The organism is Kitasatospora sp. UYEF31, assembly GCF_057291755.1.
On sequence record NZ_JBXAWK010000006.1, the window covers coordinates 42,256 to 67,500 of the forward strand.

Annotated in this window: 22 protein-coding genes; 17 read left to right on the top strand and 5 right to left on the bottom strand. The window is 71.5% G+C overall.

What is annotated here, in order from left to right; all coding sequences use genetic code 11:
- The first annotated feature begins 51 nt into the window (after window positions 1-51).
- The 15 genes from AC0Z36_RS04615 (at window position 52) to AC0Z36_RS04685 (ending at window position 16,601) form a co-directional block, all read left to right on the top strand.
- A complete protein-coding gene (locus tag AC0Z36_RS04615) occupies window positions 52-1,368 on the top strand; it encodes an acyl-CoA dehydrogenase family protein (protein WP_485461368.1) in 1,317 nt (438 codons plus the stop codon).
- Entirely contained in the window at window positions 1,365-2,909 is a 1,545-nt protein-coding gene (locus AC0Z36_RS04620; RefSeq protein ID WP_485461369.1) for an aldehyde dehydrogenase family protein, read from the top strand. Before AC0Z36_RS04615 ends, AC0Z36_RS04620 begins: the two co-directional genes overlap by 4 nt.
- A complete protein-coding gene (locus AC0Z36_RS04625; protein ID WP_485461370.1) occupies window positions 2,906-4,078 on the top strand; it encodes an FAD-dependent oxidoreductase in 1,173 nt (390 codons plus the stop codon). The genes AC0Z36_RS04620 and AC0Z36_RS04625 overlap by 4 nt, the downstream gene beginning before the upstream one ends.
- On the top strand, window positions 4,075-5,553 hold the full coding sequence (locus AC0Z36_RS04630) for an aldehyde dehydrogenase family protein (protein WP_485461371.1): 1,479 nt from the start codon (window positions 4,075-4,077) through the stop codon (window positions 5,551-5,553). The genes AC0Z36_RS04625 and AC0Z36_RS04630 overlap by 4 nt, the downstream gene beginning before the upstream one ends.
- 208 nt (window positions 5,554-5,761) lie before the next feature.
- Window positions 5,762-7,561 (top strand): carbon-nitrogen hydrolase family protein, encoded by a 1,800-nt coding sequence (locus AC0Z36_RS04635; RefSeq protein WP_485461372.1) that lies wholly within the window; start codon window positions 5,762-5,764, stop codon window positions 7,559-7,561.
- Window positions 7,558-8,370 (top strand): hypothetical protein, encoded by an 813-nt coding sequence (locus tag AC0Z36_RS04640; protein ID WP_485461373.1) that lies wholly within the window; start codon window positions 7,558-7,560, stop codon window positions 8,368-8,370. Before AC0Z36_RS04635 ends, AC0Z36_RS04640 begins: the two co-directional genes overlap by 4 nt.
- Window positions 8,367-9,386: an alpha/beta hydrolase family protein gene (locus AC0Z36_RS04645; RefSeq protein ID WP_485461374.1), complete on the top strand. Its 1,020-nt coding sequence runs from the start codon at window positions 8,367-8,369 to the stop codon at window positions 9,384-9,386. Before AC0Z36_RS04640 ends, AC0Z36_RS04645 begins: the two co-directional genes overlap by 4 nt.
- 75 nt (window positions 9,387-9,461) lie before the next feature.
- A complete protein-coding gene (locus AC0Z36_RS04650; protein ID WP_485461375.1) occupies window positions 9,462-10,781 on the top strand; it encodes an aromatic ring-hydroxylating dioxygenase subunit alpha in 1,320 nt (439 codons plus the stop codon).
- On the top strand, window positions 10,778-11,596 hold the full coding sequence (locus AC0Z36_RS04655) for a hypothetical protein (protein ID WP_485461376.1): 819 nt from the start codon (window positions 10,778-10,780) through the stop codon (window positions 11,594-11,596). Before AC0Z36_RS04650 ends, AC0Z36_RS04655 begins: the two co-directional genes overlap by 4 nt.
- Window positions 11,583-12,572: a hypothetical protein gene (locus tag AC0Z36_RS04660; protein ID WP_485461377.1), complete on the top strand. Its 990-nt coding sequence runs from the start codon at window positions 11,583-11,585 to the stop codon at window positions 12,570-12,572. Before AC0Z36_RS04655 ends, AC0Z36_RS04660 begins: the two co-directional genes overlap by 14 nt.
- On the top strand, window positions 12,569-13,414 hold the full coding sequence (locus tag AC0Z36_RS04665; protein ID WP_485461378.1) for an SDR family oxidoreductase: 846 nt from the start codon (window positions 12,569-12,571) through the stop codon (window positions 13,412-13,414). Before AC0Z36_RS04660 ends, AC0Z36_RS04665 begins: the two co-directional genes overlap by 4 nt.
- Window positions 13,411-14,148 (top strand): hypothetical protein, encoded by a 738-nt coding sequence (locus AC0Z36_RS04670; RefSeq protein WP_485461379.1) that lies wholly within the window; start codon window positions 13,411-13,413, stop codon window positions 14,146-14,148. The genes AC0Z36_RS04665 and AC0Z36_RS04670 overlap by 4 nt, the downstream gene beginning before the upstream one ends.
- Window positions 14,145-14,888, top strand: coding sequence for a maleate cis-trans isomerase family protein (locus AC0Z36_RS04675; RefSeq protein ID WP_485461380.1), 744 nt, complete (start codon window positions 14,145-14,147; stop codon window positions 14,886-14,888). Before AC0Z36_RS04670 ends, AC0Z36_RS04675 begins: the two co-directional genes overlap by 4 nt.
- 241 nt (window positions 14,889-15,129) lie before the next feature.
- Window positions 15,130-15,645, top strand: coding sequence for a hypothetical protein (locus AC0Z36_RS04680; RefSeq protein ID WP_485461381.1), 516 nt, complete (start codon window positions 15,130-15,132; stop codon window positions 15,643-15,645).
- 143 nt (window positions 15,646-15,788) lie between these two features.
- The gene (locus AC0Z36_RS04685; RefSeq protein ID WP_485461382.1) at window positions 15,789-16,601 is read left to right on the top strand and encodes an IclR family transcriptional regulator; all 813 of its coding nucleotides are present in this window, start codon (window positions 15,789-15,791) and stop codon (window positions 16,599-16,601) included.
- 45 nt (window positions 16,602-16,646) lie between these two features.
- Here the strand turns inward: AC0Z36_RS04685 and AC0Z36_RS04690 are convergent, their stop codons facing one another.
- Together AC0Z36_RS04690 and AC0Z36_RS04695 are read right to left on the bottom strand one after the other, a co-directional pair.
- Window positions 16,647-17,339, bottom strand: a complete 693-nt coding sequence (locus tag AC0Z36_RS04690) for a hypothetical protein (protein ID WP_485461383.1) — start codon at window positions 17,337-17,339, stop codon at window positions 16,647-16,649.
- Window positions 17,340-17,399: 60 nt separating this feature from the next.
- Window positions 17,400-19,172 carry a neocarzinostatin apoprotein domain-containing protein gene (locus AC0Z36_RS04695; RefSeq protein WP_485461384.1) on the bottom strand — a complete coding sequence of 591 codons (1,773 nt, stop codon included), beginning with the start codon at window positions 19,170-19,172 and terminating at the stop codon, window positions 17,400-17,402.
- Window positions 19,173-19,497: 325 nt separating this feature from the next.
- Here AC0Z36_RS04695 and AC0Z36_RS04700 point away from each other — a divergent pair, with 325 nt between their 5' ends.
- Both AC0Z36_RS04700 and AC0Z36_RS04705 read left to right on the top strand, forming a co-directional pair.
- Entirely contained in the window at window positions 19,498-20,478 is a 981-nt protein-coding gene (locus tag AC0Z36_RS04700) for an alpha/beta hydrolase family protein (protein ID WP_485461385.1), read from the top strand.
- Window positions 20,479-20,768: 290 nt separating this feature from the next.
- On the top strand, window positions 20,769-21,629 hold the full coding sequence (locus AC0Z36_RS04705; protein ID WP_485461386.1) for an HpcH/HpaI aldolase/citrate lyase family protein: 861 nt from the start codon (window positions 20,769-20,771) through the stop codon (window positions 21,627-21,629).
- Between the two features lie 44 nt (window positions 21,630-21,673).
- On the opposite strand, the gene AC0Z36_RS04710 is transcribed toward AC0Z36_RS04705, so the two are convergent.
- Genes AC0Z36_RS04710 through AC0Z36_RS04720 form a run of 3 tightly spaced genes read right to left on the bottom strand, consistent with a single transcriptional unit; the run spans window position 21,674 to window position 25,195 of the window.
- Window positions 21,674-23,200: an MmgE/PrpD family protein gene (locus AC0Z36_RS04710; RefSeq protein ID WP_485461387.1), complete on the bottom strand. Its 1,527-nt coding sequence runs from the start codon at window positions 23,198-23,200 to the stop codon at window positions 21,674-21,676.
- Window positions 23,193-24,002: a cyclase family protein gene (locus AC0Z36_RS04715; protein ID WP_485461388.1), complete on the bottom strand. Its 810-nt coding sequence runs from the start codon at window positions 24,000-24,002 to the stop codon at window positions 23,193-23,195. The genes AC0Z36_RS04710 and AC0Z36_RS04715 overlap by 8 nt, the downstream gene beginning before the upstream one ends.
- Entirely contained in the window at window positions 23,999-25,195 is a 1,197-nt protein-coding gene (locus tag AC0Z36_RS04720; protein ID WP_485461389.1) for a CaiB/BaiF CoA transferase family protein, read from the bottom strand. The genes AC0Z36_RS04715 and AC0Z36_RS04720 overlap by 4 nt, the downstream gene beginning before the upstream one ends.
- Window positions 25,196-25,245 lie beyond the last annotated feature (50 nt).

Consider the following 25,245-nt stretch of genomic DNA (forward strand, 5'->3'; position numbering starts at 1 on the left):
GCGCGCCGCCGAGACCCCGCGCCACCCGTCCACGGAAGGAACCTTTACGTGATGTCCGAAGCGCAGGTGGCCCCCATGCCGCCGACCCGACAGAGCCCGCCCACACTGACCGCCCAGCGACTGATCGACACCCTCTCGCCCGAGGAACGCGAACGGGCCGCCCGCGTCGAAGCAGTCCTGCCCGCGCTGCGGGACGCGGCGGAACGCGCTGACACCACCGGTGCCTTCCCCGCGGGGCACGTCGGCCTGCTGCGCGACGCCGGACTGCTGGGCCTGGTGGTGCCGCGCGACTACGGAGGCCTCGGCGGGACGCTGCGCGACCTGGCCGCGGCGACCTACGCGATGGGCACCGCGTGCCCCTCGACCGCACTCGCGTTCTTCTTCCACAACACCAGCGCCTCCCGCGGCCTGCTCCCGCTCGAAGCCATCGCCGCGGGCCTGTTCACCGACGACGAGAGCCCCGTCGTCGCGGCGTTCGCCGAGAAGATCCTGACCCGCATGGCCAGCGGCACCTGGCTGGCGAACTTCGCCAGTGAGTCAGCCAAGAGCGCCGGCGCCAACATCGCCATCGCCACCACCGCCCACCCCGTCGACGGAGGCTGGCACCTGGACGGCGAAAAGTCCTTCGGCTGCGCGACCGGCGTCGCCGACACCTACCTGGTGACCGCGCGCGTCGCCGGCGACGACACCGCGGACGGGCTCGCCCTGTTCCTGGTACCGCGCGACACCACCGGCGTCACCGCCCGCCCCGCGTGGAACGGCCTGGGCATGCGCGGATCCGCCAACCACGGCATCGTGCTGCGCGAGGCGTTCGTCCCCGCGGACGAAGCCCTCACCGTCCCCGGCGCGTTCAGCCGCATGCTGCGCGTCAGCCGGGGCAGCTTTGTCGGCAACCAACTCGCCATCTCCGCGGTATACGTGGGCGCCGCCCAACACGTCTACGACGAGGCGCTGCGCCGCACCACGACCAAGGCCTTCGCCGACACCGGCCGCCCGGTCGCTTCCAGCCCCATGCACCAGGTGATCATCGGCGACATGACGCAGCACCTGGAGACCGCCTACCTGTGGGTGCGCCGCCAACTCGACCTGGAGACCTCCGAACCCCCGCTGCGCACGAAGGCCGAGGAACACCGCCAGTGGCGCCTGGGCAAGGGCGCCGTGTGCGAGTCGGCGTTCGCGGTCGCGCTCGGCGCCCTCAAGGCCTGCGGGACATCCGGAGCCACCCTGGACGGCGTCATCGGCCGAACCTTCCGCGACCTGGCCATGGGCCTGGTCATGACCTTCCCCGCTGAACGCGGACGCCTGGAGGCGGCGCAAATGGTGACCACCGCCCTGGAGAACGACCTGTTCGCGGTGGTCGCCCCGTGACCGGCCCGGGCCACGGCGGACTCGAGGCCGGTACGAGCCCCGCCCCCACCCGCGACCTGGTCGCCGGGTCGTGGCGCGCGTGCACCGCCGACACCGGCCTCGTGTTGGAGGACCCAGCCTCCGGACGACCGCTGCGCCCGGCGCGGGGCAGCGTCCCCGGGCGGGTCGAAGACGCCCTCGCGGCCGCGGCCGAACTCGCCTCCGCCGGGCCGTGGGCAACCTCCGTCTCGCGCGCGGACGTCCTCGACGCCGTCGCCGACGCGCTGGAGCCGAGGCTGGCCGAGATCAGCGCGCTGGAGGCGTTCGCCACCGGCGTGCCGATCACCCAGACCACACCGCTGGGCACGATCGTCGCCGGCTCCTTCCGGCTGGCCGCCGCCCGCCTGCGCGCGGGCGTGCTCTACGGCGAACGCGTCCGGCCCGACGGCCGCGCCGTCGAGGTCCACCGGCGGCCCCGGGGGCCGGCCCTGTGCCTGGTGCCGTGGAACGCGCCCGCGCCGATGGCCGCGCACAAGACGGCCAGCGCGCTCGCCGCGGGCTGCCCCGTGCTGCTGAAACCGAGCGAGTTCGCGCCGTACGGCACCCAGTTGCTCGCCGAGGTGCTGGCCGGTGTCCTCGCCGACCACGGCGTGCCGCCGGCGACGTTCCAACTGCTGCATGGCGACGCGAGCACCGGCGCCGCGCTGGCCCGGGACGCGCGCGTCGCAGCCGTGTCCTTCACCGGGGGAACGGCGGGCGGTCGCAGCGTCGCCGCGGCGTGCGCGAGCCGTTTGGCCCCCGCCCAGCTCGAACTGGGCGGCTGTAACCCGCTTCTGATCATGCCGGACGCCGACGTACGGGCCGCCGCCCGCGCGGTGGTCGACCTGTTGACGACGCTCAACGGCCAGTGGTGCAGGGCCCTGGGACGCCTGATCGTCCCGACCCATCTGTACGACCCGCTCATGCGCGCCGTCGGCGACGAACTCGCAAACCTGCGGGTCGGCGATCCGCTCGACGCGGACACCGACTTCGGACCGCTCGCGCACAGCGCGCACCGCGACCGCGTCCAGGGCGCCGTCACCCGACTGACCGGCGCCGGCGGAACCGTGCACACCTGGACCAAGGTCCCCGAGCGCGGCAACCACCTGGCGCCGACATTGATCACCGGCGTGCCGTCCGAGGCCGCGCTGGAAGAGATCTTCGGACCGGTCGCCACCGTCCACACCTACGCCTGCGCGGGACCGGGGGACCGCGCGTCGACGGCGCGGGGCATCGCGCTGGCCGACGCCGGGCCCTACGGACTCGAGGGATACGTGTGGGGCACCGACGAACAATGGGCACTGTCCGCGGCGCGGGCGATCCGCACCGGCGAGATCAAGGTCAACGGGTCGAGCGTGCTGAGCCTGCACATGGACACGCCCCGCCCGGCCTGGGGCCTGTCCGGCCTCGGCGACGAAGGCACCGACGAGACTCTGCTGTTCTTCACCGGCGCGCAGGTCGTCGGCGTCGAGCACGGCCACGCCCTGCACCGGCGAGCCCCGGCGACCGGAGACCGGGCATGAAGCCGATCGTGGTGGCCGGGGCCGGTCCCGTCGGGCTCACCGCCGCACTCGCGCTGGCGCGACGCGGTCTACCCGTCACGGTGCTCGAAGCCGGGCCGACGCTGTCCGCCCAGTCGCGCGCGTCCACGTTCCACCCGCCGACCCTGGAGATGCTCGCCGACCTGGGCATCGGCGACGCGTTGCACGAACGCGGCCTGGTGGCGCCGGTGTTCCAATACCGGGACCGGGTCGACGGAGTGGTCGCCGACCTCGACCTGGGGCTGCTCGCCGACGACACGCCCTACCCGTACCGGTTGCAGTGCGAGCAGAGCAAACTCACCCCACTGCTGCTCGACGCACTCGGCCGACTCCCGGGCACCGACGTGCGCTTCGGTCACCGCGTCACCGACGTCGTCCCCACGCCCGGCGGAGTGGAGATCCGGCTGGCCGACGGCGGACACGAGAGCGCCGACTGGCTGATCGCCGCCGACGGCGCGCACTCCGCCGTCCGACGTTCCCTGAACCTGCCGTTCGAGGGCAGCACCTACCCGGAACGGTTCCTGGTGGTCTCGGTCGACGAGGACCTTCCCCGCGTGCTGCCCGACCTGGCGTTCGTTACCTACGTCATGGACCCGGTGGAATGGCTCGTCCTGCTGCGCACCCCGGACCACTGGCGCGTGCTCATCCCCGTCCCACGGGCCACCGACGACCGGGAGGAGCAGCCGGATCCGGCGTGGATCCAGGCACGCCTGCGCGCCGTGGCGGACTTGAGCCGCGACTGGCGCGTCGTGGAGACCAGCGTGTACCGGGTCCACCAACGCCTCGTGTCGCGGTTCCGCGCCGGCCGTACCCTTTTGGCTGGCGACGCCGCCCACGTCAACAACCCCCTCGGAGGCCTGGGCATGAACAGCGGAATCCACGACGCCGTCGCCCTGACGTCGGCGCTGACCCGACTGCTGGCGGGCGAACCGGAAACGGTGCTGGACGAGGCGGCCGAACACCGGCACACGATTGCGGCCCGATTCGTGGGTGAGAGCGCGCACCGCAACCGCGAGCGGCTGCGCACCACCGATCCGCTGCTACGCGACCGGGACCGCGCCGAACTGCGTGCCCTGGCCGCCGACCCGAAACGGGCCCGCGCGCACCTCCTGCACACGTCCATGATCGCGTCGGTGCGGGCGCCGGCGTGAATCCGACCACGGGCGAGGAGATCGTGCGGGAGAACCCGGCGCGATACCGCGAGGTCGTCTCCCGGGTCACCGCCGCCGACGCGGCGTCCGTCGACGCCGCGGCCCGCCGGGCCCACGACGCCTGGCACCGCTGGCGGCTCGTCCCGGTCGCGGACCGATGCGCGGCACTGCGCCGCGCGGCGGACGGCGTCGAGGCCGAGCACGGCGACCTCGCCGTGCTGCTCAGCCGCGAGACCGGCAAGGTCCTCGCCGACGCGTACGGCGAACTGGGCTTCGCGGCGGCCGTGTTGCGCTGGTACGCCGACCGCGCGCCGACCGTGCTCGCGGACACCTGCCGAGACGACGACGCCGGGCGCCTGCTCGTGCGTCACGCACCCTACGGTGTGGTGGCCGCGGTCACCCCATGGAACGCTCCCCTCGTGCTCGCCGCCCTCAAGGTCGCCCCGGCGCTGGCCGCGGGCAACACGGTGCTGGTGAAACCCTCGCCGCTGGCGCCGTCGGTCGTGGACCGGTGGGTCCAACTCCTCGCACCCCACCTGCCCGCGGACGTGCTCGCCGTGCTGCACGGCGCAGCGGACACCACCGCGTGTCTGGTCTCCCACGGCCTCGTCGCCAAGGTCGCGTTCACCGGCGGGGGCGCCGCCGGCCGCGCGGTCGGGCGCGCGGCGGCCGGCGCGCTCACGTCGACCCTGATGGAACTGGGCGGCAACGACCCCGTAGTCCTGCTCGACGACGCCCGGCTCGCCCCGGCGGACTTCGACCGGCTGGTCATGGCGAGTTTTGCCACGTCCGGTCAGGTCTGCATGGCCGCCAAACGGCTGTACGTGCCCCGGGCGCGGCTCGCGGACTTCACCGACGCGTACATCGACGCCGCGCAGCGCACCCTGGTCCTCGGCGATCCGCTGTCGAAGGGCGTCACGCTGGGCCCCGTGGCCACCGCGGCCGCCCGCGACCGGGTCGAAGCCCTGGTCCGCGACGCGCGTCGGCGCGGCGCCGAGGCCATCCCGTTGGGCCGTGTGCATGCGGACGCGGAGCTGGACGCGGGCTACTTCGTGGCTCCTACCCTGTTGACGGGGGCCGGGGACCGGGCACCCGTGGTGGCCGAGGAGCAATTCGGGCCGACCGTTCCGGTGCTGGCGTACGACGCAGAGGAGGAGGTCCTCGCGCGGGCGAACGCGGGCGAACTGGGGTTGGCGGCGTCGGTGTGGAGCGCGGACGAGGATCGGGCGTTCGCGTTCGGTCGCCGTCTCGAGGCCGGGTTCGTCTTCATCAACACGCACAACCGCACCGGGCTCGCGCTCACGGTGCCGTTCGGCGGCGTCAAACGCAGCGGCCACGGCCGGGAGTACGGCGACATGGGCCTGGCCGAGTACACCCAGGCGTGCGCCGTCTACGCGGCCGCGGCGTTTCGCCCCGGAGGCCCCGGGGCGCCGGCGAACGCGTACCCGCCGACACACCCGGAACCCGTGCACTGATGGCGCGTCAGCACTACTCGTCGATGACCGCGCGGTCGGTTGACCGCGGGTCGGCGAACCGCGTCGGGACGGTGTGGACGATCACCGCGATACCTCTTCGTAACCCCCGGTGATCTGTTGCACCGAAGGCCGCGAGTGTATGTTCGGGAAACACTGTTCCGCTAGAGGAACCGGCGTGGTCCGGTTCGGAACGCTGCCAGGGGGCTCCATGAACGAGCACGGCACGGCATCCACGGTCAAAGTCGCGGCAGCGCAGTTCGCGGTGGGCACGGACCGGGCGGACAACCTGGCCGCCTGCCTGAGGGCGATCGACGAGGCTGCCGGACGCGGAGCACGGATCGTCGTGCTCCCGGAGTTCTGCAACCACCTGTCCTGGTACCCCGACCGCGCTGACGCCCGGCGACTCGCCTGCCGCGAAGGGGACGCCTTCCTCACCGCGATCGCCGAACGCGCCGCACGCTACGGCGTCTACGTCAAGACCGGTGTGACCTACGCCCACCCCGACGGCCGGACCTGCGGAACCGGCGTCCTGCACGGTCCGGACGGCAGCGTCCTAGCCCTCGCGGACAAGCAGATCCTCATGGGCTCCGAGAACGACTTCCTCGACCACGCCGTCGCGACGACACCCGTAGTGCCCACCGCGTTCGGACCCGTGGGCCTGTACGCCTGCATGGAAGGCGTCATCAACGAGCCCGCCCGCTCCCTCGCCGTACGCGGAGCCCGACTGCTGCTCAACAGCCTCAACTCCTTCGCCACCGACGAGGCTTCACTGCACGTCCCGGTGCGCGCCGCGGAAAACCGCGTGTGGGTGATCGCCGCCAACAAGGTCGGCCCGCTGGTGCCCCCCGACATGGCCGTCACCGTCGCCGCCGGACTCGGCATCCCCCTCGACCGCCTCCACGGCGCCGGCGAGAGCCAGATCGTGGCACCGGACGGGAGCGTGGTGGCCCGCGCGCCCGCCACCGGCGACGCCGTGGTCGTCGCCGACATCGACATCACCCTCGCTGACGACAAGGTCCGCCCCGACGGCACCGACCTGTTCGCCTCCCGACGGCCACACGTGTACGCCCAGCTCAGCGCAGCCCCCAACTCCCGCGCGCCCCGCCCAACCGGCGCCGACCGCGCGCTCGCGCGAATCGTCCATCCCGCGGGCACCGCCCAGGAAGCGGTGCGCGACGCGGCCGCCCTGCTGCGCGAAGCCGTCGCCGACGGCATCGACCTGGTCGTACTCCCCGAACTCTTCCCCTTCCCCACATCCGGCCACCCGCCCCGCGAAGACTCCGCCCCGGCAGCTTCGTTCCCGCGCCTCGACGCCGTCCTCGCGGCGGACGCCCGCACCGCGATCGCCCGAGCCCTGCGTGGGGGCCGCACCCACGCCGTGTTCAGCCTCCCCTCACCCGAAGGCGACGCACACCTGGGCTACGTCGTCGGCCCCGAGGGCATCGTCCACATCCAGCCCCGGCTGCACCGCAGCGCACGACACCGATCGTGGACCACCCGCGACCCGGCCGACACGCTGAACGTCGTCGACCTTCCGTTCGGCCGGCTGGCGGTGCTGGTCGGGGACGACCTGCTGTACCCCGAGACCGCACGCTTGGCCGCGATCGCCGGCGCCGAGGTCATCGCGGCACCGTACGCGCCCGCGCAAGCCTGGGAGTTCACCCTCGGCCTGCCCGAACGCGCCGCTGAGAACCGGATCAACCTCGTCGCAGCCGGACGCGAGAGTCCCTCGCTGCCGACACCACCGGGCGGGATCTTCGCCCTGTCGCCCGACTTCACTCTGTGGACCACCTGGCAAGGCCCGTTCACCGGCCGGATCAGCCACCCCGTCGTCACCGCCCAGGCCGGCCGCGCCACGACCGCCGAGATCCGGCCCGCGCTCGCCGCGAACCGCCTGGTCTCCCGTGGCACCGACCTCGTCGACGGCCGCCCCCGACACCTCCTGGACGCGCTGGTGACCCAGCCTTCACCCGAACAGTCAGCACGTGTCGAGAAAGGACCGCGATGACACCCGAGACGGTACGCCGCGTCGAGAACATGCTGGACGACTCACCCGTCGTGGACGTGACCGAGACGTTCCTGGTCTGGAAGGGACTTCTGAACGAACTCAAGGCCAAGATCGACGCCCGCTTCACCCTCACCCGCGATCCCTCCACCCACGACCTGGAGACCTACGGGAACCATCCCGACGGGCCCGGCGGCAGCGTCGCGGCCTACACCGGCCCCGAGGTCGACTGGATGGTCCACTCGTGGCTGGGCAACCCGTCCGCGAGTTTCGCCAACCTGCACCTGACCGTGTGGCTCGGACCCCACATCCGCGTCCCCCACCTGGGCATCGCACTGATGGTCTGGCCGCAGGGCTGGTTCTATCTCGACTCCGTCCCGCGCACCCAACTCGCTGCCGACGGCGACTACTTCGACCGGTACTACGCGTCGCTCGAGGAGGAATGGCTCAAGATCCGCGACGAATACGGACAGCTGAGCTGGTTCACCAGCCGCGCCGCCTTCATCCGCACGAGCCTGTCGCCCACCGCCTACTGCTACTCCATGCCCACCACCCTCGAACACATCGACCTGGTGTCCCGGCTCACCCACGAGCACGTCGACCGCTGGCTGGGCTGGGTCGACCAGGCACCGCGGGTACCCCGGGGCGAGCGCGCCGAACTGGCCGCCCGGGACCTGGCCATCCGCCGCAACATCGCCCAGCGCGACCCCGCCAACGTGATGGGGGAGCGCTACTTCGGCCGGGACACGACCGACCGCCTGGTCCGCGCCCTGTGGGGCGGGGACCGTGAACTGCCCCGGCCCGGCGCATGACCGGCCCCGACGCCACCCGCGCCCCCGGCCCGCGGCGGGTGCGGTCGCTGTGGGGGGCGGTCCGCGTACCGGGCCAGGAACCGCCCCTGGACACCGCACACCTGCGCGTGTACTACCCGGCAGCGCCGCAGGATACCGACGCCGAACGCCTCACCGGCGTCCTCGCCGCGGACCCGGAAGGCGCTCCGTACCCCGTCGTGATCCTCCTGTCCGGCATCAACGTCGGCCAGGACGCCTACCGATGGCTCGCGATCCGCCTGGCCCGAACCGGACTCGTCGCGGTGACCGCCGACTTCGTCGGGGCCCTGCCCGGCGCGAGCCACGGAACCGGGCCCGGACTCGACCCGGCGTCCATCGTGCCCGGCGGCTACGGTCACGGCCCCACCACACCGCTGCCCGGCGCACTGCTGGACGAGCTGCGCCGCATCGCGGCGGCGGACTCCGGCACACCCCTGGCCGACCGCCTCGACCTCGACCGCGTCGCCCTGGTGGGCCACTCCGCCGGAGGCACCCTGGCATTGCAGTCCGCGGGCTTCCTGCCGGGCCTACGCGCGGTCGTGGCCTACGCCGCACACCTGCGGCCCGCCGCGTTCCTGGGCTGGCCACCCGACACGATCCTGCCCGCCCACACGAACGCCCCGGTCCTGCTGATCTCCGCCGAACACGACGACGTCATCGCAGCCAGCGCCGGCCGCTACGCCACCACGACGGCCGACCCCGTGGCCGCCACGTTCGCCCGTTCCCTGACCGACGCCGCCGGCGAGCACCTGCACGTCGTCCTGCGCGGCGCCGGACACTTCACCATCACCGACTCCGACGACGACACCACCGCGCGCGGCTTCCTCGAGACCCCGCGACCCGACGTCGACGCGGACGCGATCCGATCCCAACTCGCGGCCCTGATCGACGCGTTCTGTCTGGCCCACCTGCGCGACGACACCCGGGCGCGCGCCCGGATCCAGGCGCTCGCCGACCACGACCGAGGCTCCCACGTCCTCGTCGCCGGCCGACGCTGACCCAACCCCGCACGGCACGGGGGAGGCCGCCCGCGCGGCCCTCCCGAGACCGCACACGAGCCGAGGAGGCAACCAGTGTTCAAGAACTTCTGGTACGCGGTCGAGTTCACCGAACGCGTCGACCGCACGCCACGCCAAATCACCTGTCTGGGCCAGCGGCTGGTGATCTACCGGGATACGTCCGGGCAGCCGGTGTGCCTGTCCGACCTGTGCGCCCACCGTGGCGCCGCACTGTCCGGCGGACGACTCGCGGGCGACTGCGTGGTCTGCCCCTACCACGGTTGGGAGTACCGGCCGGACGGCGCGGCCACCAGGATCCCGGCGAACCAGCCCGGCCGGGGCATCCCCCGCAAGGCGCGCGTCGACGCCTACCCCACCGCCGAACGCTACGGACTGCTGTGGGTCTTCCTCGGCGACCTCCCCGAGGAGGAACGTCCGCCGATACCGCACTGGCCCGAGTTCGACGACCTCGTCCAGGACGGCGGGAGCTACCGCGCCGTCCATGGCGAGTTCCTGTGGCACAGCAACTACGAGCGGATCCTCGAGAACGGCTGCGACATCGCCCACACACCGTTCGTGCACGCCGGATCGTTCGGCAACCCGCAGCGCCCGGAGGTCGAGGAGTACACCCTCGAAGAACCCGACGAATGGTCTGCGTTCGCGACTGTCAACCTGCACCCACCCGCGGCCGGAGGCCTGTGGTCACGTCTGTACAAACGTGCCGGCAGCCTCGCCGAACGACCCCCCGTCGCGGTCACGGCCGGATGGATGTTGCCCAACCTGATCAAACTCCACGTGCGATTGCCGCTCGGCAACATGATTATCTACGACACCAACATCCCGGTGAACGAGACCACCACACTCGTGAAGTTCATCGCCCTACGGGACTTCTTCACCGGGACCTGGGCGGACAACAACGCCCGCAAGCGCGTCATGCGGATCTTCGACGAGGACGCCCCCGTCGTCGACGGCGTCCGCCCCGAGCTGCTGCCCGAGGACCTCGGCGCCGAGCTCCACCTCAAGTCCGACGTCATCTCCGTCGCCTACCGCCGCAGACGCCGCGAACTGGTGGCCATGGGCTGGATGGTCGGCGCCGAGGACACCGTCGTCGGCGACGACCACGCACGCACCACGGCGACGGTCATTCCCTCACCGGGGCGCCGCCAGGTCCCCGGACTGGGCCGAGCGTGGGCACGCAAACGACCCGACGCCGACCCGGCGACGACCACCGACACCCCCGGCGCCGGCGGCACCGGCGGCACCCCCGGCATCCCCGGCGCCGGCGGCACCCCCGGCATCCCCGGCGCCGGCGACCAGGCACAGCCCGCCGACGAAAACACCGAAGCGCCGCGCACCCCCACCGCGGACACCGACCACCTCACGGAGCGCACATGAGCGGCAATCGCGAGGATCCCGCCCCGTCCACCCCGGCCGCGCGCCTGTGCCTGAGCCTGCTGCATCGCCTGGTCGAGGCGACCGACCTCACCGAAACGACGGCACCCCAGGGGCCGCCGGGGCAACCCTGGCGCACCCTGCACAGCCCGGCGTCCCCCGAACCAGTCGGCACCGTACGCCTGTTCCGCGGCACCCGCGTGGCCCACGCCGTCTACATCGGCCTGACCGCCCCGACGATCGGCCTGGACAGCCACATGATCTTCGCGTTTGGCCCGTCCGCGACCGCTCTGCCGCACTTCACCCTCGACTCCGTCGCCGCAAACGGGCGATACGCCTTCCACCTGGACCTCGTTCCCCGCGTCGACCTGGCCGTGCACCTGGCCTACATGGACCACACCTACGGCCCGCTGACGCCCTGGTACGAACGCGGCCAGGACATTCCGGGTCTGAGCGAGGCCGCCATCGGGCCCCGCCAACACGCCGTGATGTCCCCGTGGATGTTCGTCCGCCGCGCCACCGAAGACGCCTTCCTCGCCATCGACCCGATTGTTGACGCCTACCTCGACCACTGGCTGCGGCTCGTCCGCGAGGTCCTGCCCGCCCCGGTGGCCGCGACCCTCGCCGACACCGACTCCATCGCCCGCGACCACGCGCTTCGCGCCGTCCTGTTCGACCCCGACGTCGATCCCGTATGGCACCAGGTCGCCCGGCTGATCGGCGACAAGGACACCGACATCGTGCGCCACCTGCTCCAGCACGGACCCGACCACGAGCCACCCCACCCAGCGATGGAAGCCACCCATGACGACCACTGACCCCACCTCCCCGACCGCGAAAACCCCCGGTCCCAGTGGGTGGCAGCGCCGTATCGCCGGCGAATGGCACGGCCGTCCGTCCTTGTTCGACGCCAAGGGCACCTGGTGCGGCTACGAGGACATCCGACGCTCGTCGATCTACGAGGACGGGACCACCACCTACCGCATGGACGGCGGCCTCACCGGAGGCGGCCCGCTCGCCGGCCGACTGCGGCTCGGCGCCCCTTTCGCCTTCGGCGTGGTCGACTCCGACGCCGACCGCCTCTACACCGGGCCCGACTTCCACGGCAGCGGCCAGCCGTACGGATCCTTCGTGGACGCGCGCTACTACGGACCCGGCTGGCAGGTCGGACTCAACACCTGGAATCAGGTCCTGGCCGACGGCGACACCCAGGTGTACTCCTCGATCCTCTACCAGGGCTGGGCGGTGGTCGGCTGCTTCAACGGCGTCTACCGGCGCACCGACGACTTCGACACCAACAGCGAGACCCGTGCGTCCGTCACCGCCTTCCTCGAAGAGGAGACCGGCAACGGCCCGGTGCCGTTCATCCTGCCCACCAAGGAGACCGCCCGATACGCCGGTACGTGCCAACTCTGGTCGGAGGAGCAGAAGTTCCTCGGCGACGTGGACGTGAGCGTCGACGTCGAACCCCTGGACCTGTTGCGCACCCGACTGCACACCACGTGGTCCGGCGCGGTGGAACGACGGTTCACCGTCGAACGCCGCCGCGACGGCACCCGTTCCTTCATCGAGGGCCCCGACGCCTGGGGCAACGCCCAAGCCTTCGGACGGGCGAGCTTCCCCCACTGGCACTTCACCAACAGTGCGATCGAAGTCAAGGGCCGCGAATTCGTCGTCGACACCCGACCCGGCATGAACACCGGCCGCGTCCTCGCCGTCGCCTACGAACTCTTCGACGGCAATCGACTCACCGGCGTCCTGCACGGCACACTCACCCGCCAGGACACCGCGTGACACGAAAATCCGCGGGCCCCGTCGTAGTCGTCACCGGCGGCACCCGAGGCGTCGGTCTCGGACTCGCCCGCGCGTTCCTGGACCGGGGCTGTCGCGTCGCCCTGTGTGGCCGCAGCACCGCGTCGACCGACAACGCCGTGCGAATCCTGTCCGCGGCACCCGGACGCCTCCTCGCCGTCACCGCCGACGTCACCGACCGTACCCGCCTCCAGGAACTGTGGGATCGGGCGGCCCAGACATTCGGCGCGGTTGACATCTGGATCAACAACGCGGGCGTGACGACCCACCGACGACCGCTGTGGGACCTGCCCCACACCGAGATCGACACGGTCGTCGCCGTGAACCTCCTCGGCGTCGCGCATGGATCCGCCGTCGCCCTAGCGGGCTTTCGCGAGCAGCGGTCGGGTCGGCTCTGGAACATGGAGGGCTTCGGGTCCGACGGCCGCCAGCTGCCGGGCCTGACCGGCTACGGGGCGACCAAACGCGCCGTCACCTACCTCACCGACGCACTCGCGAAGGAGGTGGCCGCCGCCGACCTCGGCGACGTCCGGGTGGGCCACCTCTCGCCCGGCGTGGTGGTTACCGACCTTCTCACCCACGGATACACCGACCGAGAGCTCGCGCGTTCGCGCAAGGTCCTGTGCCTGCTCGCCGACCGGGTGGAGACCGTCACCCCCTGGCTCGCCGACCGCGTGCTCGCCGGCGTCCCCAACGGCGGCCGGGTCGCCTGGCTCACCCGCCGCAAGGCGTTCGGCCGATTCGCCCTGGCGCCCATCCGCCACCGCGACCCCTTCGCCACGCCGACCACCACCGTCGACACCGGCACCGGAGGCCGCCCATGACCCACTACCCCCTCCCGCTCGCCTTGGAGGACTTCGTCCCGGTGCTCCTGACCGCGGGCGGAGCGGCGCTCCTGGTGCCCTACCTCACGCGCCGGGCCCCCGACGTGGTCAGGCGCGCCGCGGCCGGGGTGTGCCTGATCCTCGCGGGCGGCCTGGCCAAGGCCACCTGGAAGCTGACCCTCGCCCTCGACGGACCGGACCTGCAGTGGCTGGAGAAGGCACTGTTCCCCTGCCTGGGGATCGGGTTCGCCCTGCTCGCGCACGCCGCGCTCTCGGCAGGACCGACCGGGCGGACACCGGCCACCCGCAGCGGACAGGGCGCGTCCCGGCCACCTCCGTTGTGGGCGTTCCTCGCCCTGTCCGCCGCCATGGGCACGGCCGCAGCCGCGCTGCGCACCACCTGGCCAGTCCTGCTGTTGACGGTCGTGATGAGCACCCTTACGGCCGTGCGGCTGATCATCCTGGCCCGAGCCGACGACGACATTCCCTCGGCGGCACTCCTGGGCACCTGGCTCCTGGGCATGTTCGCCCTCGGCCCGCTGGCCTCTCGCCCGGACCAGTCGGTGACGTTGCAGTGGATCGAGCAGTCCTGCAACACCCTCACTCAGGCGGCCTTCGCCTGGGCATGCGGACGGCTGGCCCGCCGACGTCTTCCCACGGGCGACCCCACGATCGCGGCATCCGCCGCGTCTTGCCACACCGGAACCCGTACCGAAAGGAAGTCGACGACATGACTGACGCGCTCGGCTGGCGCCGCAAACTCGCGGTGATCGCCCCGAGCACCAACACCATCGTGGAACCGGACTTCTACGCGATGTCCGTCCCAGGCGTCACCGCGCACTTCGGCCGCATCCACATCCGCGACCAGGCCATGAACGGCGACGAGGGCATGAACCGCCTGCTCGAGCAGATCCGCGCCGGCATCGGCGCGGCCTGCGAACGCGTACTCACCTGCGAGCCCGACGCCGTGGTGATGGGTATGTCCGCCGAGACGTTCTGGGGCGGCGTCGAAGGCAACCGCGCCTTCGTCGACCACATCCAGCGCATCACCGGCCTGCCGGTCACCACCGGCGCCGAGGCCTGCCGACGAGCGCTGGAACTGTACGGGGCCAAACGCATCGCCGTCGTCACCCCCTACCAGCCGGTCGGAGACGCGAACGTCTACCAGTTCTTCACCGAACTCGGCTTCGACGTGGCCACCGTCCACGGCCTGCGCTGCCCCACCGCCGTGTCCATCGCCCACGTCGACGAGAACACCCTGCGGACCGCACTGATGAAGGTGAACGCCCCGGACGTCGACGCCATCGTGCAGTGCGGCACCAATCTGTCCATGATCCGCCTCGCCGACGAAGCCGAACGATGGCTCGGTAAACCGGTCATCGCCATCAACGCCGCCACCTGGTGGCTGGCACTGCGCAGCAACGGCATCACCGACGCAGTCCAAGGCGCCGGACGCCTGCTCCGCGAGCACTGAACGTACGCCGCACTCCCGTCCGCACTCCCGTCCACACCCTCATCGTCCCTCGCCTGGCCGTCCACCGGCCGACCGATCCCAGGAGCCCGCCATCAGACCCCGGCCCGTAATCACCGCCGCGACACTGTGCGCCCTCGCCGGCGCCGGAATCGCGCTCGCGGCGGCACCGACCGCCCACGCGACCCAAAGCACCCTCCAGTACACGTGCCAAGTACCTTTCGCCGGTGCGATCCCCGCCCCCGTGACCGTCTCCCTCACCGCGACACCCGAGACGCCCGCCGCCGGACAGGAGGTGACCTTCACGTGGAAGTCCGAACCGGTCCCGCAACTCGCCGGACCGTCCTCCTACGACGCCGACTCCATGCAGACGACCGGTACCATCGCACTCGCCGGAGCCCACAACGGCACGGTCACCATGACCAGCGCCCGCAAGAACCCCGCCGTCCAACCCGGCAGCCCACTGCCCATCGGTGAGATGACCGGCAAGGCCACCATCACCGGCACTGGACGCACCACCGTCACCCCCGGCCGCTTCCTCCTCGACGTCGCCTACAAGGGACGCACGATCCAGGTCCCGTGCGAACCACAGAACCCGACCCCCGTCCTCACCCTCGGCGGCACGAACACCGCGACGAAGGACGACGGCGGCTCGGACCACACGACGGCGATCGCCCTCGGCGCGGCGGGCGCCGTCATCGTCATGGGCGGCGCCGCCGTCCTCGTGCTGCGTCGGCGGCGCGCACGCACCGCGCCCTGAGACGTGGCCCCGCTCCCGCCGCGGCGGAGCGGGGCCTTCGCCCGTCCCGGGACAAAAGCTCCGGATGGCGTACGGCGTTCCGCAGAGGGAAACCAATTGACGGCGCGCGGTACACTCGACATCCGGATTCGAAGGAGGAAAAAGTGGACGGGCATTCGTCGACAACCCTGGACATCGAGAAAGTCGGCAGCAGGTCCATCGCCGCTGTCGAACGCGCGATGGACGTCCTGCTCCTGTTCGGGCGCTGCGGAAGGCCCGACCTCGGCATCACCGAGATCGCCACCGAACTCAACCTGACGAAAGCAGCCGTCCACCGCATCCTCGCCGCGTTGCGGACCCGTCGTCTGATCAGCGCCGACCCCACCACCCGGCGTTACGCCCTCGGGCCCGCAGCGGTCGCGCTGGGCCGCGCCTACCTGGCGCGCACGGACCTGCGACTGCTCGCAGCCCCCGAACTGCGCGGGCTGGCGGACGAATGCGGCGAGACCGCGACACTGTCGGTGCGCCGCGGCGACGCCCGACTGTACGTCGACCAGGTCGTGCCGGCGCAGGAGTTGCGCATCGAGGTGATCCTGGGCACCCCCTACCCGCTACACGCGGGTGCCTCCTCCAAGGCGATGCTGGCGTTCCTGCGCGACAGTGAGATCGACGGATACCTCGAGCACCGCGAACTCGAGGCACTCACCACCAAGACCATCACGCAGGCGGACAAACTCCGCAAGGAACTCGCCGCGATCCGTAAACGCGGTTACGCAATGTCGGTGGGCGAACGCCAGGACGGCGCCGTGGCCGTGGCCGCACCCGTACTGGACCACGACGGGGTCATGATCGCCTCACTCAGTGTGGCCGGCCCGCAAACCCGCTTTCGCAGCAGACTCAACGACTGCGCACCCGCAGTGGTGGCCGCCGCTCGCCGTCTGTCGGCCGAGTTCGGCTACGACAGCGGCAATGGATGAGCCGATGATCCGGTCGGGCGGCTCGGGCGCGAACGCCGCGCCGGCCTACAGATGCGCGCCCGGCTTGAGAATGCCCAGGGCGGCGGCGGCCAGGATCGAGACCCAGATGCCGAACACGAACGGCAGGCAGCCGTCGATCGACTTTTTGATGCGCTGCTCGACGTCGGTGTTCGAACCTGTGGACATGAGTTCGCCGAAAGCGGGGCCGAACAGGCGCAGGCGCACTCGGATGCCCAGACCACAGGCGATGGCGGTCGCGTACAGCATGACCTTGACGCCGAGCCAGCGCGGACTGGTGGTCACGCCGAAGGGCTCGTGCGCGGCGACGGTGTACAGCCCGGTGGCGAACATGGTGCCCACGACGGCGAATCGGATCCAACGGTCGATCAGTGGGATGAGAGGTCGACTGCCGTGGCGCACGTGCTCGTGCACAGTGAGTGCGAGCCAGACGAGCGCGAACGCCCAAACCAAGGTGACGTTCCACCACGTGAACAGGTCTGCTCCGTGCGGTTCCAGCGCCATGAGGGTGACCCCGCTCGGCAGGAACAGCACGAGGCAGACCCGCGGACCGAGGTCGAGGCCGAGCATGATCTGCAGGGCGGTGTGTCGCGCCGCGGGCGTCAGGTCCGATCGCAACACGTAGCGGCTCGACCAGAACACTCCCAGGTCCCCCCCGAGCCAGAAGACGAACAGCACCACGTGCAGGAGGATCCACCAGCCGTGCTCATGCGAACCCATCTGCTCGGTCCCCTTCCGGCCGCTCGCGGGCGGCGGTGTCGTGTGGTGAACGGGCGATGGTCATACGGTGTCGGCGGATCGCTCGACGGGACGGCGGCGTTGGACCCGCAGGGCGGTGCCCAGGCACACGACGAGGAACCCGAGGGTGAGCGACCAGAGCAGGGGTGAGGCGTCGTCTGCGCCCGGATGCTCGGCCGCAGCGGCGCTCTTCTCGGAGGCGATGCTCGTTCGGGCCTCGCCCTGGACGACGCCGCCGGTGAATCCCAGACGGATGTTGACCGTGTTGGCGTCCACCAGCGCCTGGGGATTCGAGCCGGGCAGGGGGCCGACGCCGATCACGCACTGGCGGGTGAGGCAGTCGACGCCGTGCACAGAAGTCACCATCGTCAGCACGACGTGGGGGAGTCGGCCGTGGGAGTCGACGTTGACGAAGGTGGCGCCAGCGGTCAGGTCGCATTGGCGCGGGCCGCTGTATCCCTCGGAACACTGTCCGACAGCGACCGCCCGCAGTCCGGGCCGGAATCCGTGCCCGGTGACAGTCACCTTCTGTCCCGAGGTCAAGGCATTGGTCGCCGTGACTTCGACGGTGGGCACCTCGGCGGCGTGGGCAACCGGGACGGTCCCCGGGCCGAGCAGGGCGGCGGCGACCATAGAGGCAGCCAACACGGCTGCTATTCCCGTTGCGGGTGCGCGGACGCCGACAGCCACCCGCACCCGAGGGGACCGTACGCCGTACGCGGTCGCCACGGCCGATACCCCGACGGGTACGGCGAGCAGAACCGAGGCGTCCGCCGCGGGCAGGAAACGACCCAGTGCCCAACGGCAGACGACGGCGGCGACCGCACCGAAGAACGCCCAGGAAGCAGGGCCGGAACTTCGCATGTCCGGGTCGAGGACCCGCACTCGGGCGTCGAGACGAACCGCCGCAAGTGCGCTCGCCGCGGCAGCGACGCCCAGACCCAGCACCGCCGTGAGACTTCCGGGGGCGGTGGCCACCAGGACCGAGCCGGTCGCGGCGGCCACCAGGAGAACGGGCGCGCCCACCGCAACGGGGGCGCGACGGGCACGCGCCGCCTGTACAGCGAGGACCAGCGCGGCGACGATCGAGGCGCCCGCGTACCTCCACGGGACGCCGGGGCCCAGGATCGTCCAGCGGAACAGGAGCAGGTCCGTCAGGACGACGGTCGTCGCGACGAATGCGAATGCCGCACCGGCGTAACCGGCCAGAAGGGATCTGGGAATCACGGCCTTCGGCCGGGGGGAAGTGGCGCCGGCGATGCGGACCGATGCCGGCCGTCCCCCTGCGGCGGCGACGACGAGGGGGAGGTGGAGCGCTCCTGCGACGCCTGCGCAGATCGCGAGCGCGGTCTCGGGATGGTCGGGCAACACGGCACACACCAGGCCGGATCCCGCGAGACCCGACAGGACGGCGGCATACCACAGTGCGGTGGCTCGCTCGCGCAGGGCGGGGGATCGCCGCGCCGCTGCCACCGCGCAGCCGGCCGGGAGGCCCGCCGTGAGCAGTGCCGCGTTGAATACGGTCACGGTGGGAACGAGCGCCGCGACCAGCAGCAGAGCACAGGCGAGGACGCCGCCCGCGCCGCTGAGCCGGTGGGAATCCCTGGCGTGTAGCCAGCGTTGGGACGCCGCTGCGGTGACTCCCGTGAGCAGTACGGTCGTCAGCAGCATGTAACGCACCGCTTTGACGGGCATGCCGACGACACCGCCGAGGGCGTCGCCCAGCAGGATCAGCGCACCGACGGTCAGTCCCGCGCCGAACGCGGCGATCACCGGTGCGGCGGCCGACGCGGGCGTCCCGGTGAGTGGGGACACGGGCGGGGCGGCGTCGACTCGAGCGTCTTCGTCGGGTGGGGGTTCGACAGGGTGGATCATTAACCAACCGCCCTTCCAGCACTGCTGGTTCAGCAGATGTCTCCGAAGCTTCCTGCGCCTCGCGTATTCATGAAGGAAACATAGTTCTACTGTGTGGTACGTGCCGAAACAAGAGCCGATACTGCGGATTCCCGGCCGCGCCCCTTGACGCTCGCGATCGGCGGGCGCTTAATACTCGTGACTGAAAGCGGAACAATGTCTCCACAGGGGAAACATGCTTGCCGTGCTTGTCGCGGCGCCGTTCCGCCATCGCCGGGAGGACTCCATGGCACTGACCCTTCGTGCGAGACACGCGTTCGTCGCCTGCCTCGCTTCCGCCGTCACGGTCGGCGCCCTCGCCACCGGCCCGGCCGCCGCCGGCCCCACCCGCACCGCGGCCACGAGTTCACCCATCGCGGCCACGGATCGCATCACAGGCGTGGGGGAGTACGAGGTGGCACTGGCCGGTGACCCCGCCACGGTCTACCACCCACAACACGCTCAAGGCCGCCGATACCCGGTCGCGCTGCTGTTGCAGGGCGCCGGCGTTTCCCGCGCCAACTACGCCCGCTACGCCCGAACCGTGGCCTCGTACGGCTTCATCGTGGTCGTCCCCGACCACACGCGCCTCATCTTCGGCAGGCCGATGCTCTTCGCCGAGGAGAAGCAGGTGAACGACGCCGCCGCGTGGATGGCGGCGGAAGACCTGCGCACGGGGTCGCCCGTCGCGGGCGGCGTCGACACCGCGAGTCTTGTGCTCCTGGGCCACTCCGCGGGCGGTGTCGCCGCACTGTACGCCGTCGAGGGGACCTGCAAGCCTCCGTTCTGCGTCGATCCCGCCTACACCAGGCCCGCGCAACTGCGCGCGGCCGCATTGTTCGGGACCAACTCCACCGCGCCGGGCGTGCCCGGCGCGGATCCGATCGAGACCGCGGGAGTGCCGGTCGCGCTGGTCCAGGGTTCCGTCGACGGACGCGCGACACTCGCGGCCGGGCAGGCCACCTATGACGCGATGAGCGGCGCGTCCAAGGCCTTGGTCGTGCTCGACGGCGCGAACCACTACGGGCTGACCGATACGCAGAACCCGGTCGGCGCGTTGCCGGACGCCAGCGTCCCCACTCTGCCCCAGGAGGTGTCCGTCGACACGGCCGCCAAGTGGAGCGCCATGTGGCTGCGCGCCCAACTCGGCGACGTCGCGGCCGGTTTCTACGTATACGTCGTCGGCGACCTCGTCGACGCGAACGTCCGTATCCAGCACGGCGGCTGACCTGATCGACGCGAACGTCCGTATCCAGCACGGCGGCTGACCTGATCGACGCGAACGTCCGTATCCAGCACGCCGGCTGACCTGATCGACGCGAACGTCCTTATCCAGCACGCCGGCTGACCCGGTCACCGCGGGCCCCGGCCCGCGGCGACCCGCCCGCCCGCGATCGGTGCCGCGCGCGCCGCGAGGAGACAGATGACCGCCACCGACAACGTCCCCCCGGCGCCCGATGCCCGCCCGCCTGCGGCTTCGCAGGGTCGAGGTTTCCCTCGAGCGGGCAGCGGGGCCGGGTGAGCGCCCGCTCCTGGCTCTACGTGCCCGGTGACCGGCCCGCGATGCTCGACAAGGCGCTGTCCCGGGGGGCGGATGCCATCATCGTCGACCTGGAGGACGCCGTGCCCGCGGCGGGCAAATCCGCCGCCCGCGCCGGAGTCGCGCGGTGGCTGGCCAGGCAGAACCCCGCAGGGTGCTGCGCCATTTGGGTCCGCGTCAACCCTGGCGTGTCGGGCCTCATCGACGCCCGTGCCGTTGTGGCTCCAGCCCTGCGCGGCCTATGTCAGGCCAAGTGCGCGGGCCTCGACGAACTGCACGCACTACACGGCGTGCTCACCGAGCGGGAACACGAGGCAGGCCTCGACGTGGGCCGGACCAAGGTGTCCCCGCTTCTGGAAGACGCGGCGGCGATCCTCGCCGCCCCCGCCATCGCGCGCGCCCCCCGGGTGACGCAACTACAGATCGGCGAGGCCGACCTGTACGCGGAACTGGGCATCGAACCCGGCGACGATGAATCGGAACTCCTCGCGATCCGCACCCAAGTCGTGCTCGCGTCGGCCGCCGCCGGGATCGCTCCCCCCGTCGGGCCTGTGTCGACCGACTACCGCGACCTGCATGCCCTGCGCCGTTCCACCGAGCGGTTGCGCCGCCTTGGCTATCGTTCGCGTGCGTGCATCCATCCCGCGCAACTGGGCGTCGTTCATGAAGTCTTCACCCCGTCTGCGGAGACCGTCGAACGGGCCGGACGACTCGTCGCGTGCTTCGAGGCGGCCCTTGCCGCAGGACAGGCGGTCTGTACCGACGAGGACGGCAGGATGATCGACGAGGCGGTTGTCCGCAACGCCCGCCGGATCCTCGCTGCCGGTGGCACGACGTGAGACCACGCGCTACGGGCGGCGGTGTCAGCCAGCCGGGCCGCTGATCAGAAGGAACCGCCGGGCGGTGTCGCCGTCGAACCCGACGGCCACGCGGTCGTCCCCCCGCCGTGGCGCGGCGTCAGGTCTCCGGGCAGCAGTCCGGCGAGTGTGGGGCGGGTGGGCAGGCCGCGGATACGTGTGGCGAGAGCGTCGGCTTCGGTGTCGGACAAAACCCGGGTGGCGTTGAGCCGGTATTTGGTTTCCAACTCATCGGGGCGCAGTCGATGGCCGGGGCCACCACGGGACGAGTGGACGCGGTGCTCCCAGTGTCGGCCGTTACTGGTCCGCACGCGTAGGACCGCGCTGAACGAGTTCGGGAACTCCTGGTCGCATATCGCGTCCGGTACCACCGACACCTTCGCGGCGAGGGCGAGGCGTCGCGGATCGGCGAACGCCGCGGGGGAGAAGTCGTCCAGATACAGTCCGAGGCCGCCGCCGCCGAGGAGCGCGGAGGCCACGGTGTAGGGGCCGGAGAACTTTGCGTGGTAGGGCGTCGTGGGCTTGGTCTTGTGCTCTCGCGGCTCACCGATGGTGCGCAACGGCGCGGCTGCGACACCCAGCTCCGCGGACACCACGGTATCGGGGTCGAGTCCCTCGGCACGCAGGGCGAGCGCGCAGTCGATTCCGGGATGGGTGAAGTGGTTGGACGGGTACGGTTTGTAGACGGTGCGCAGCAGTTCCCAGTTTCCCGGATCGTCCATCTGATCGAGGCCCGTGAGCAGGGGCCCGGCGTGCCACGCGTCGTCCAGGTAGGCGCGCAGGAAGCCGAATCTGCCTTCCAGGATCGTCGGGGGCCCGGTGACGCCTTCGGCGGCGAGCTGGGCGGCCGAGACGCCGGAGTGGGCGGCCCACCCGCAGTGGATGCGCTTGACGGTGCCGCCGGTGCGGTTGGCTTCGATCACGCCGGAGCCCATGGAGCAGGCGATGCCGATCGCGTCGGCCAATTGCTGCTCGGTCAGGCCGTACAGGATCCCCGCGGTGACCGCGGAGCCGACGGTGCCGCAGATCGAGGTGGCGTGGAATCCCTTCTCGAAGAAGACCGAGTTGCGCAGTGCCGGATCGTACGACGCGGCGCCCAGGCGCACGCACACCTCATTGCCCGCGGCGACGGCCGCAAGGACGGCCGCGCCGTCGGCTCCGGTGGCCTCGCCCGCGGCGAGTGCGGCCGGGACGACCGACGCGGAGGGGTGGAGCACCGAGGGCAGGTGGGTGTCGTCGAAGTCCAGCGCGTGTGCGAGTGTGCCGGTGATCAGCGCGACGCGGTCGGCGGGGAGCCGGTCGGTGGATCCCGGGATCGTGGCTTCCGGGGCGCCGCCGGAGCGGCGCGCGGCTCGGGTGATCGCGTTGTGCGGCTCGGCGGGGTCGTCGAGTTCGAGGGCTGCGAGACAGTTGCCGACGGTGTCCAGGATCCGGCCGGTGACGTCCTCGACGACGGTGTCGGGCATGGGGCGGTCGCGGCACGCCGCAGCGAACGCCGCGAGTCGGTGGGCGTAGGGGGTGTCCGCGATGTCCGTCCGTGTCGCGTCAGCCACGGCTGACCACCGCGAGTGGCCGGGCGGGGGCGCCGGTGGCCCCCACCAGCGGCAGGGGCGCGAGGATCAGCAGGAACTCGGTCGCACCCGCGTCGGCGAGTTCGTGCAGGCGCATCGTCTCCACGATGTGGACGCCTTCCTCGACGAGGAGGATGCGGTGCACGGGCAGGGTGGCGTGGCCCCGACCGGGCGCGATGTGCTCGAAGGCGATGGTCTCGCCGCCGGCGACGCGTACGCCCCGTTCGACGAGCCAGCGCGCGGCCTCCTCGCCCGGCCCCGGTGCTCCGCCGGTGGCTCCGACGAAGGTGTCGGGATCGTCCCAGTGCCGGGACCACCCGGTGCCGACGAGGACGGCGTTTCCGGCTCGCACAGGTGCGGAGTCCCGTTCGGCCGCGCGAAGTTCGTCGGCGGTGACCTCGTGTCCGGCGGGCAGGGACTTGGTGTTGTGCAGCCGGGCGACGTCGAGGAGGACGGCCCGTCCGACGTACGGCGTGAACGTGTCGATACCCAGAGCGCTGAACCCGTCGTGGTTCTGCAAGGACGCGGCGGGCACGCCTCCGTGGACGCGGCCGTTGTGCGATACGTGGGCGAGTGCGTCGACGTGTGTGCCGACATGGCCGCCGGTGACGATGAGTTCGTTGGCCGCCGAACCGCCGTCGGCGCGGACCATGTCACCGTGGCGGCGTTCCAGCAGCATGCGGTACGGGGGGTGGTTCGGGGATTGCGGCATGCCGCGGCGCATCGGTTGCGCCAGGTCGAAGACGTCGGCGCGTTCGGTCGTTTCCCACAGGGGGCTGGTCAAATGGCACCTTCCTCGCGGAGCGCGGCCAGGTCGTCGGCGCTGAGGCCGAAGCGACCGGACAGGATCGCCTCGTTGTCCGCGCCGTGCGCGCGGCCCGTCCAGCGGATCGACCCGGGGGAATGGGAGAGGCGGAAGAGGACGTTTTGCATGCGTATCGGGCCCAGGTCGGCGTCCTCGACGATGGTGAGTGAGCCGAGGGCCAGGTACTGCGGGTCGGCGACGATGTCGCGAATGTCGTAGACGGGGGCGACGGCGGCCTGGGCGGCCTCGAACTCTCGGACTACCTCGGCAAGGTCGCGGGTGGCGATCCAGCCGCCGACTTGCCCGTCGAGGAGGTCCGTGTGCTCGGCGCGTCCGGATCCGGTCGCGAACCAGGGTTCGTCGATCACCTCGGGATGGCCGACGAGGGTCATGACGCGTTCGGCGACGGACTGGGCTGAGGTGCTGACCGCCAGCCATTTGCCGTCGCGGGTGCGGTAGGTGTTGCGGGGCGCGTTGTTCACCGATCGGTTCCCGGTGCGCCGTGGCACCAACCCCAGTTGGTCGTAGGCGGTGGCTTGGGGGCCCAGCAGGGTCAGGAGCGGTTCGATGATGGCCAGGTCCACGACCTGACCGGGCGCGCCGTGTACGTCGCGGTGGTACAGCGCGGTCTGTACGGCCCCGGCCAGGGTGAGCGCGGCGACGCCGTCGGCGAGTCCGAACGGCGGGAGCGTGGGCGGGCCGTCGGGCTCGCCCGTGACCGCCGCGAAGCCGCTCATCGATTCGGCGAGGGTGCCGAATCCGGGGCGGCCCGCGTACGGGCCGAACTGACCGAAACCGGTGACTCGGGCGACGATCAGGCGGGGGTTGACCCGGTGCAGTACGTCCGGTCCCAGACCCCAGCGCTCGAGGGTCCCGGGTCGGAAGTTCTCGATCAGCACGTCCGCTTCCTCGACCATGCGCAGCAGCAGCGCCGCGCCACCGGGTCGACTGAGGTCGGCGGTGACGGTGTGTTTGTTGCGGCCGAGCATCTTCCACCACAGGCCGATGCCGTCCTTGGCGGGGCCGTGGGTGCGCGCCGGGTCGGGCTTGCGGGGGTGCTCGATCTTGATGACATCGGCTCCGAAGTCGCCCAGGATCGTCGCGGCCAGCGGGCCGGCGAAGAGCGTCGCGCAGTCGAGCACGGTGACGCCCCGCAGGGGTTCGTCAGGCATGGATCCGCCTTTCGATTCCACAGGATGAAATGATGTTTCTCGTTGTGGAA

Coding starts and splice junctions, on each gene's coding strand:
- AC0Z36_RS04640 (WP_485461373.1), top strand. CDS start 7,558: ATGACACCCGAGACGGTACGCCGCGTCGAGAACATGCTGGACGACTCA.
- AC0Z36_RS04720 (WP_485461389.1), bottom strand. CDS start 25,195: ATGCCTGACGAACCCCTGCGGGGCGTCACCGTGCTCGACTGCGCGACG.
- AC0Z36_RS04645 (WP_485461374.1), top strand. CDS start 8,367: ATGACCGGCCCCGACGCCACCCGCGCCCCCGGCCCGCGGCGGGTGCGG.
- AC0Z36_RS04700 (WP_485461385.1), top strand. CDS start 19,498: ATGGCACTGACCCTTCGTGCGAGACACGCGTTCGTCGCCTGCCTCGCT.
- AC0Z36_RS04625 (WP_485461370.1), top strand. CDS start 2,906: ATGAAGCCGATCGTGGTGGCCGGGGCCGGTCCCGTCGGGCTCACCGCC.
- AC0Z36_RS04675 (WP_485461380.1), top strand. CDS start 14,145: ATGACTGACGCGCTCGGCTGGCGCCGCAAACTCGCGGTGATCGCCCCG.
- AC0Z36_RS04615 (WP_485461368.1), top strand. CDS start 52: ATGTCCGAAGCGCAGGTGGCCCCCATGCCGCCGACCCGACAGAGCCCG.
- AC0Z36_RS04690 (WP_485461383.1), bottom strand. CDS start 17,339: ATGGGTTCGCATGAGCACGGCTGGTGGATCCTCCTGCACGTGGTGCTG.
- AC0Z36_RS04655 (WP_485461376.1), top strand. CDS start 10,778: ATGAGCGGCAATCGCGAGGATCCCGCCCCGTCCACCCCGGCCGCGCGC.
- AC0Z36_RS04635 (WP_485461372.1), top strand. CDS start 5,762: ATGAACGAGCACGGCACGGCATCCACGGTCAAAGTCGCGGCAGCGCAG.
- AC0Z36_RS04660 (WP_485461377.1), top strand. CDS start 11,583: ATGACGACCACTGACCCCACCTCCCCGACCGCGAAAACCCCCGGTCCC.
- AC0Z36_RS04670 (WP_485461379.1), top strand. CDS start 13,411: ATGACCCACTACCCCCTCCCGCTCGCCTTGGAGGACTTCGTCCCGGTG.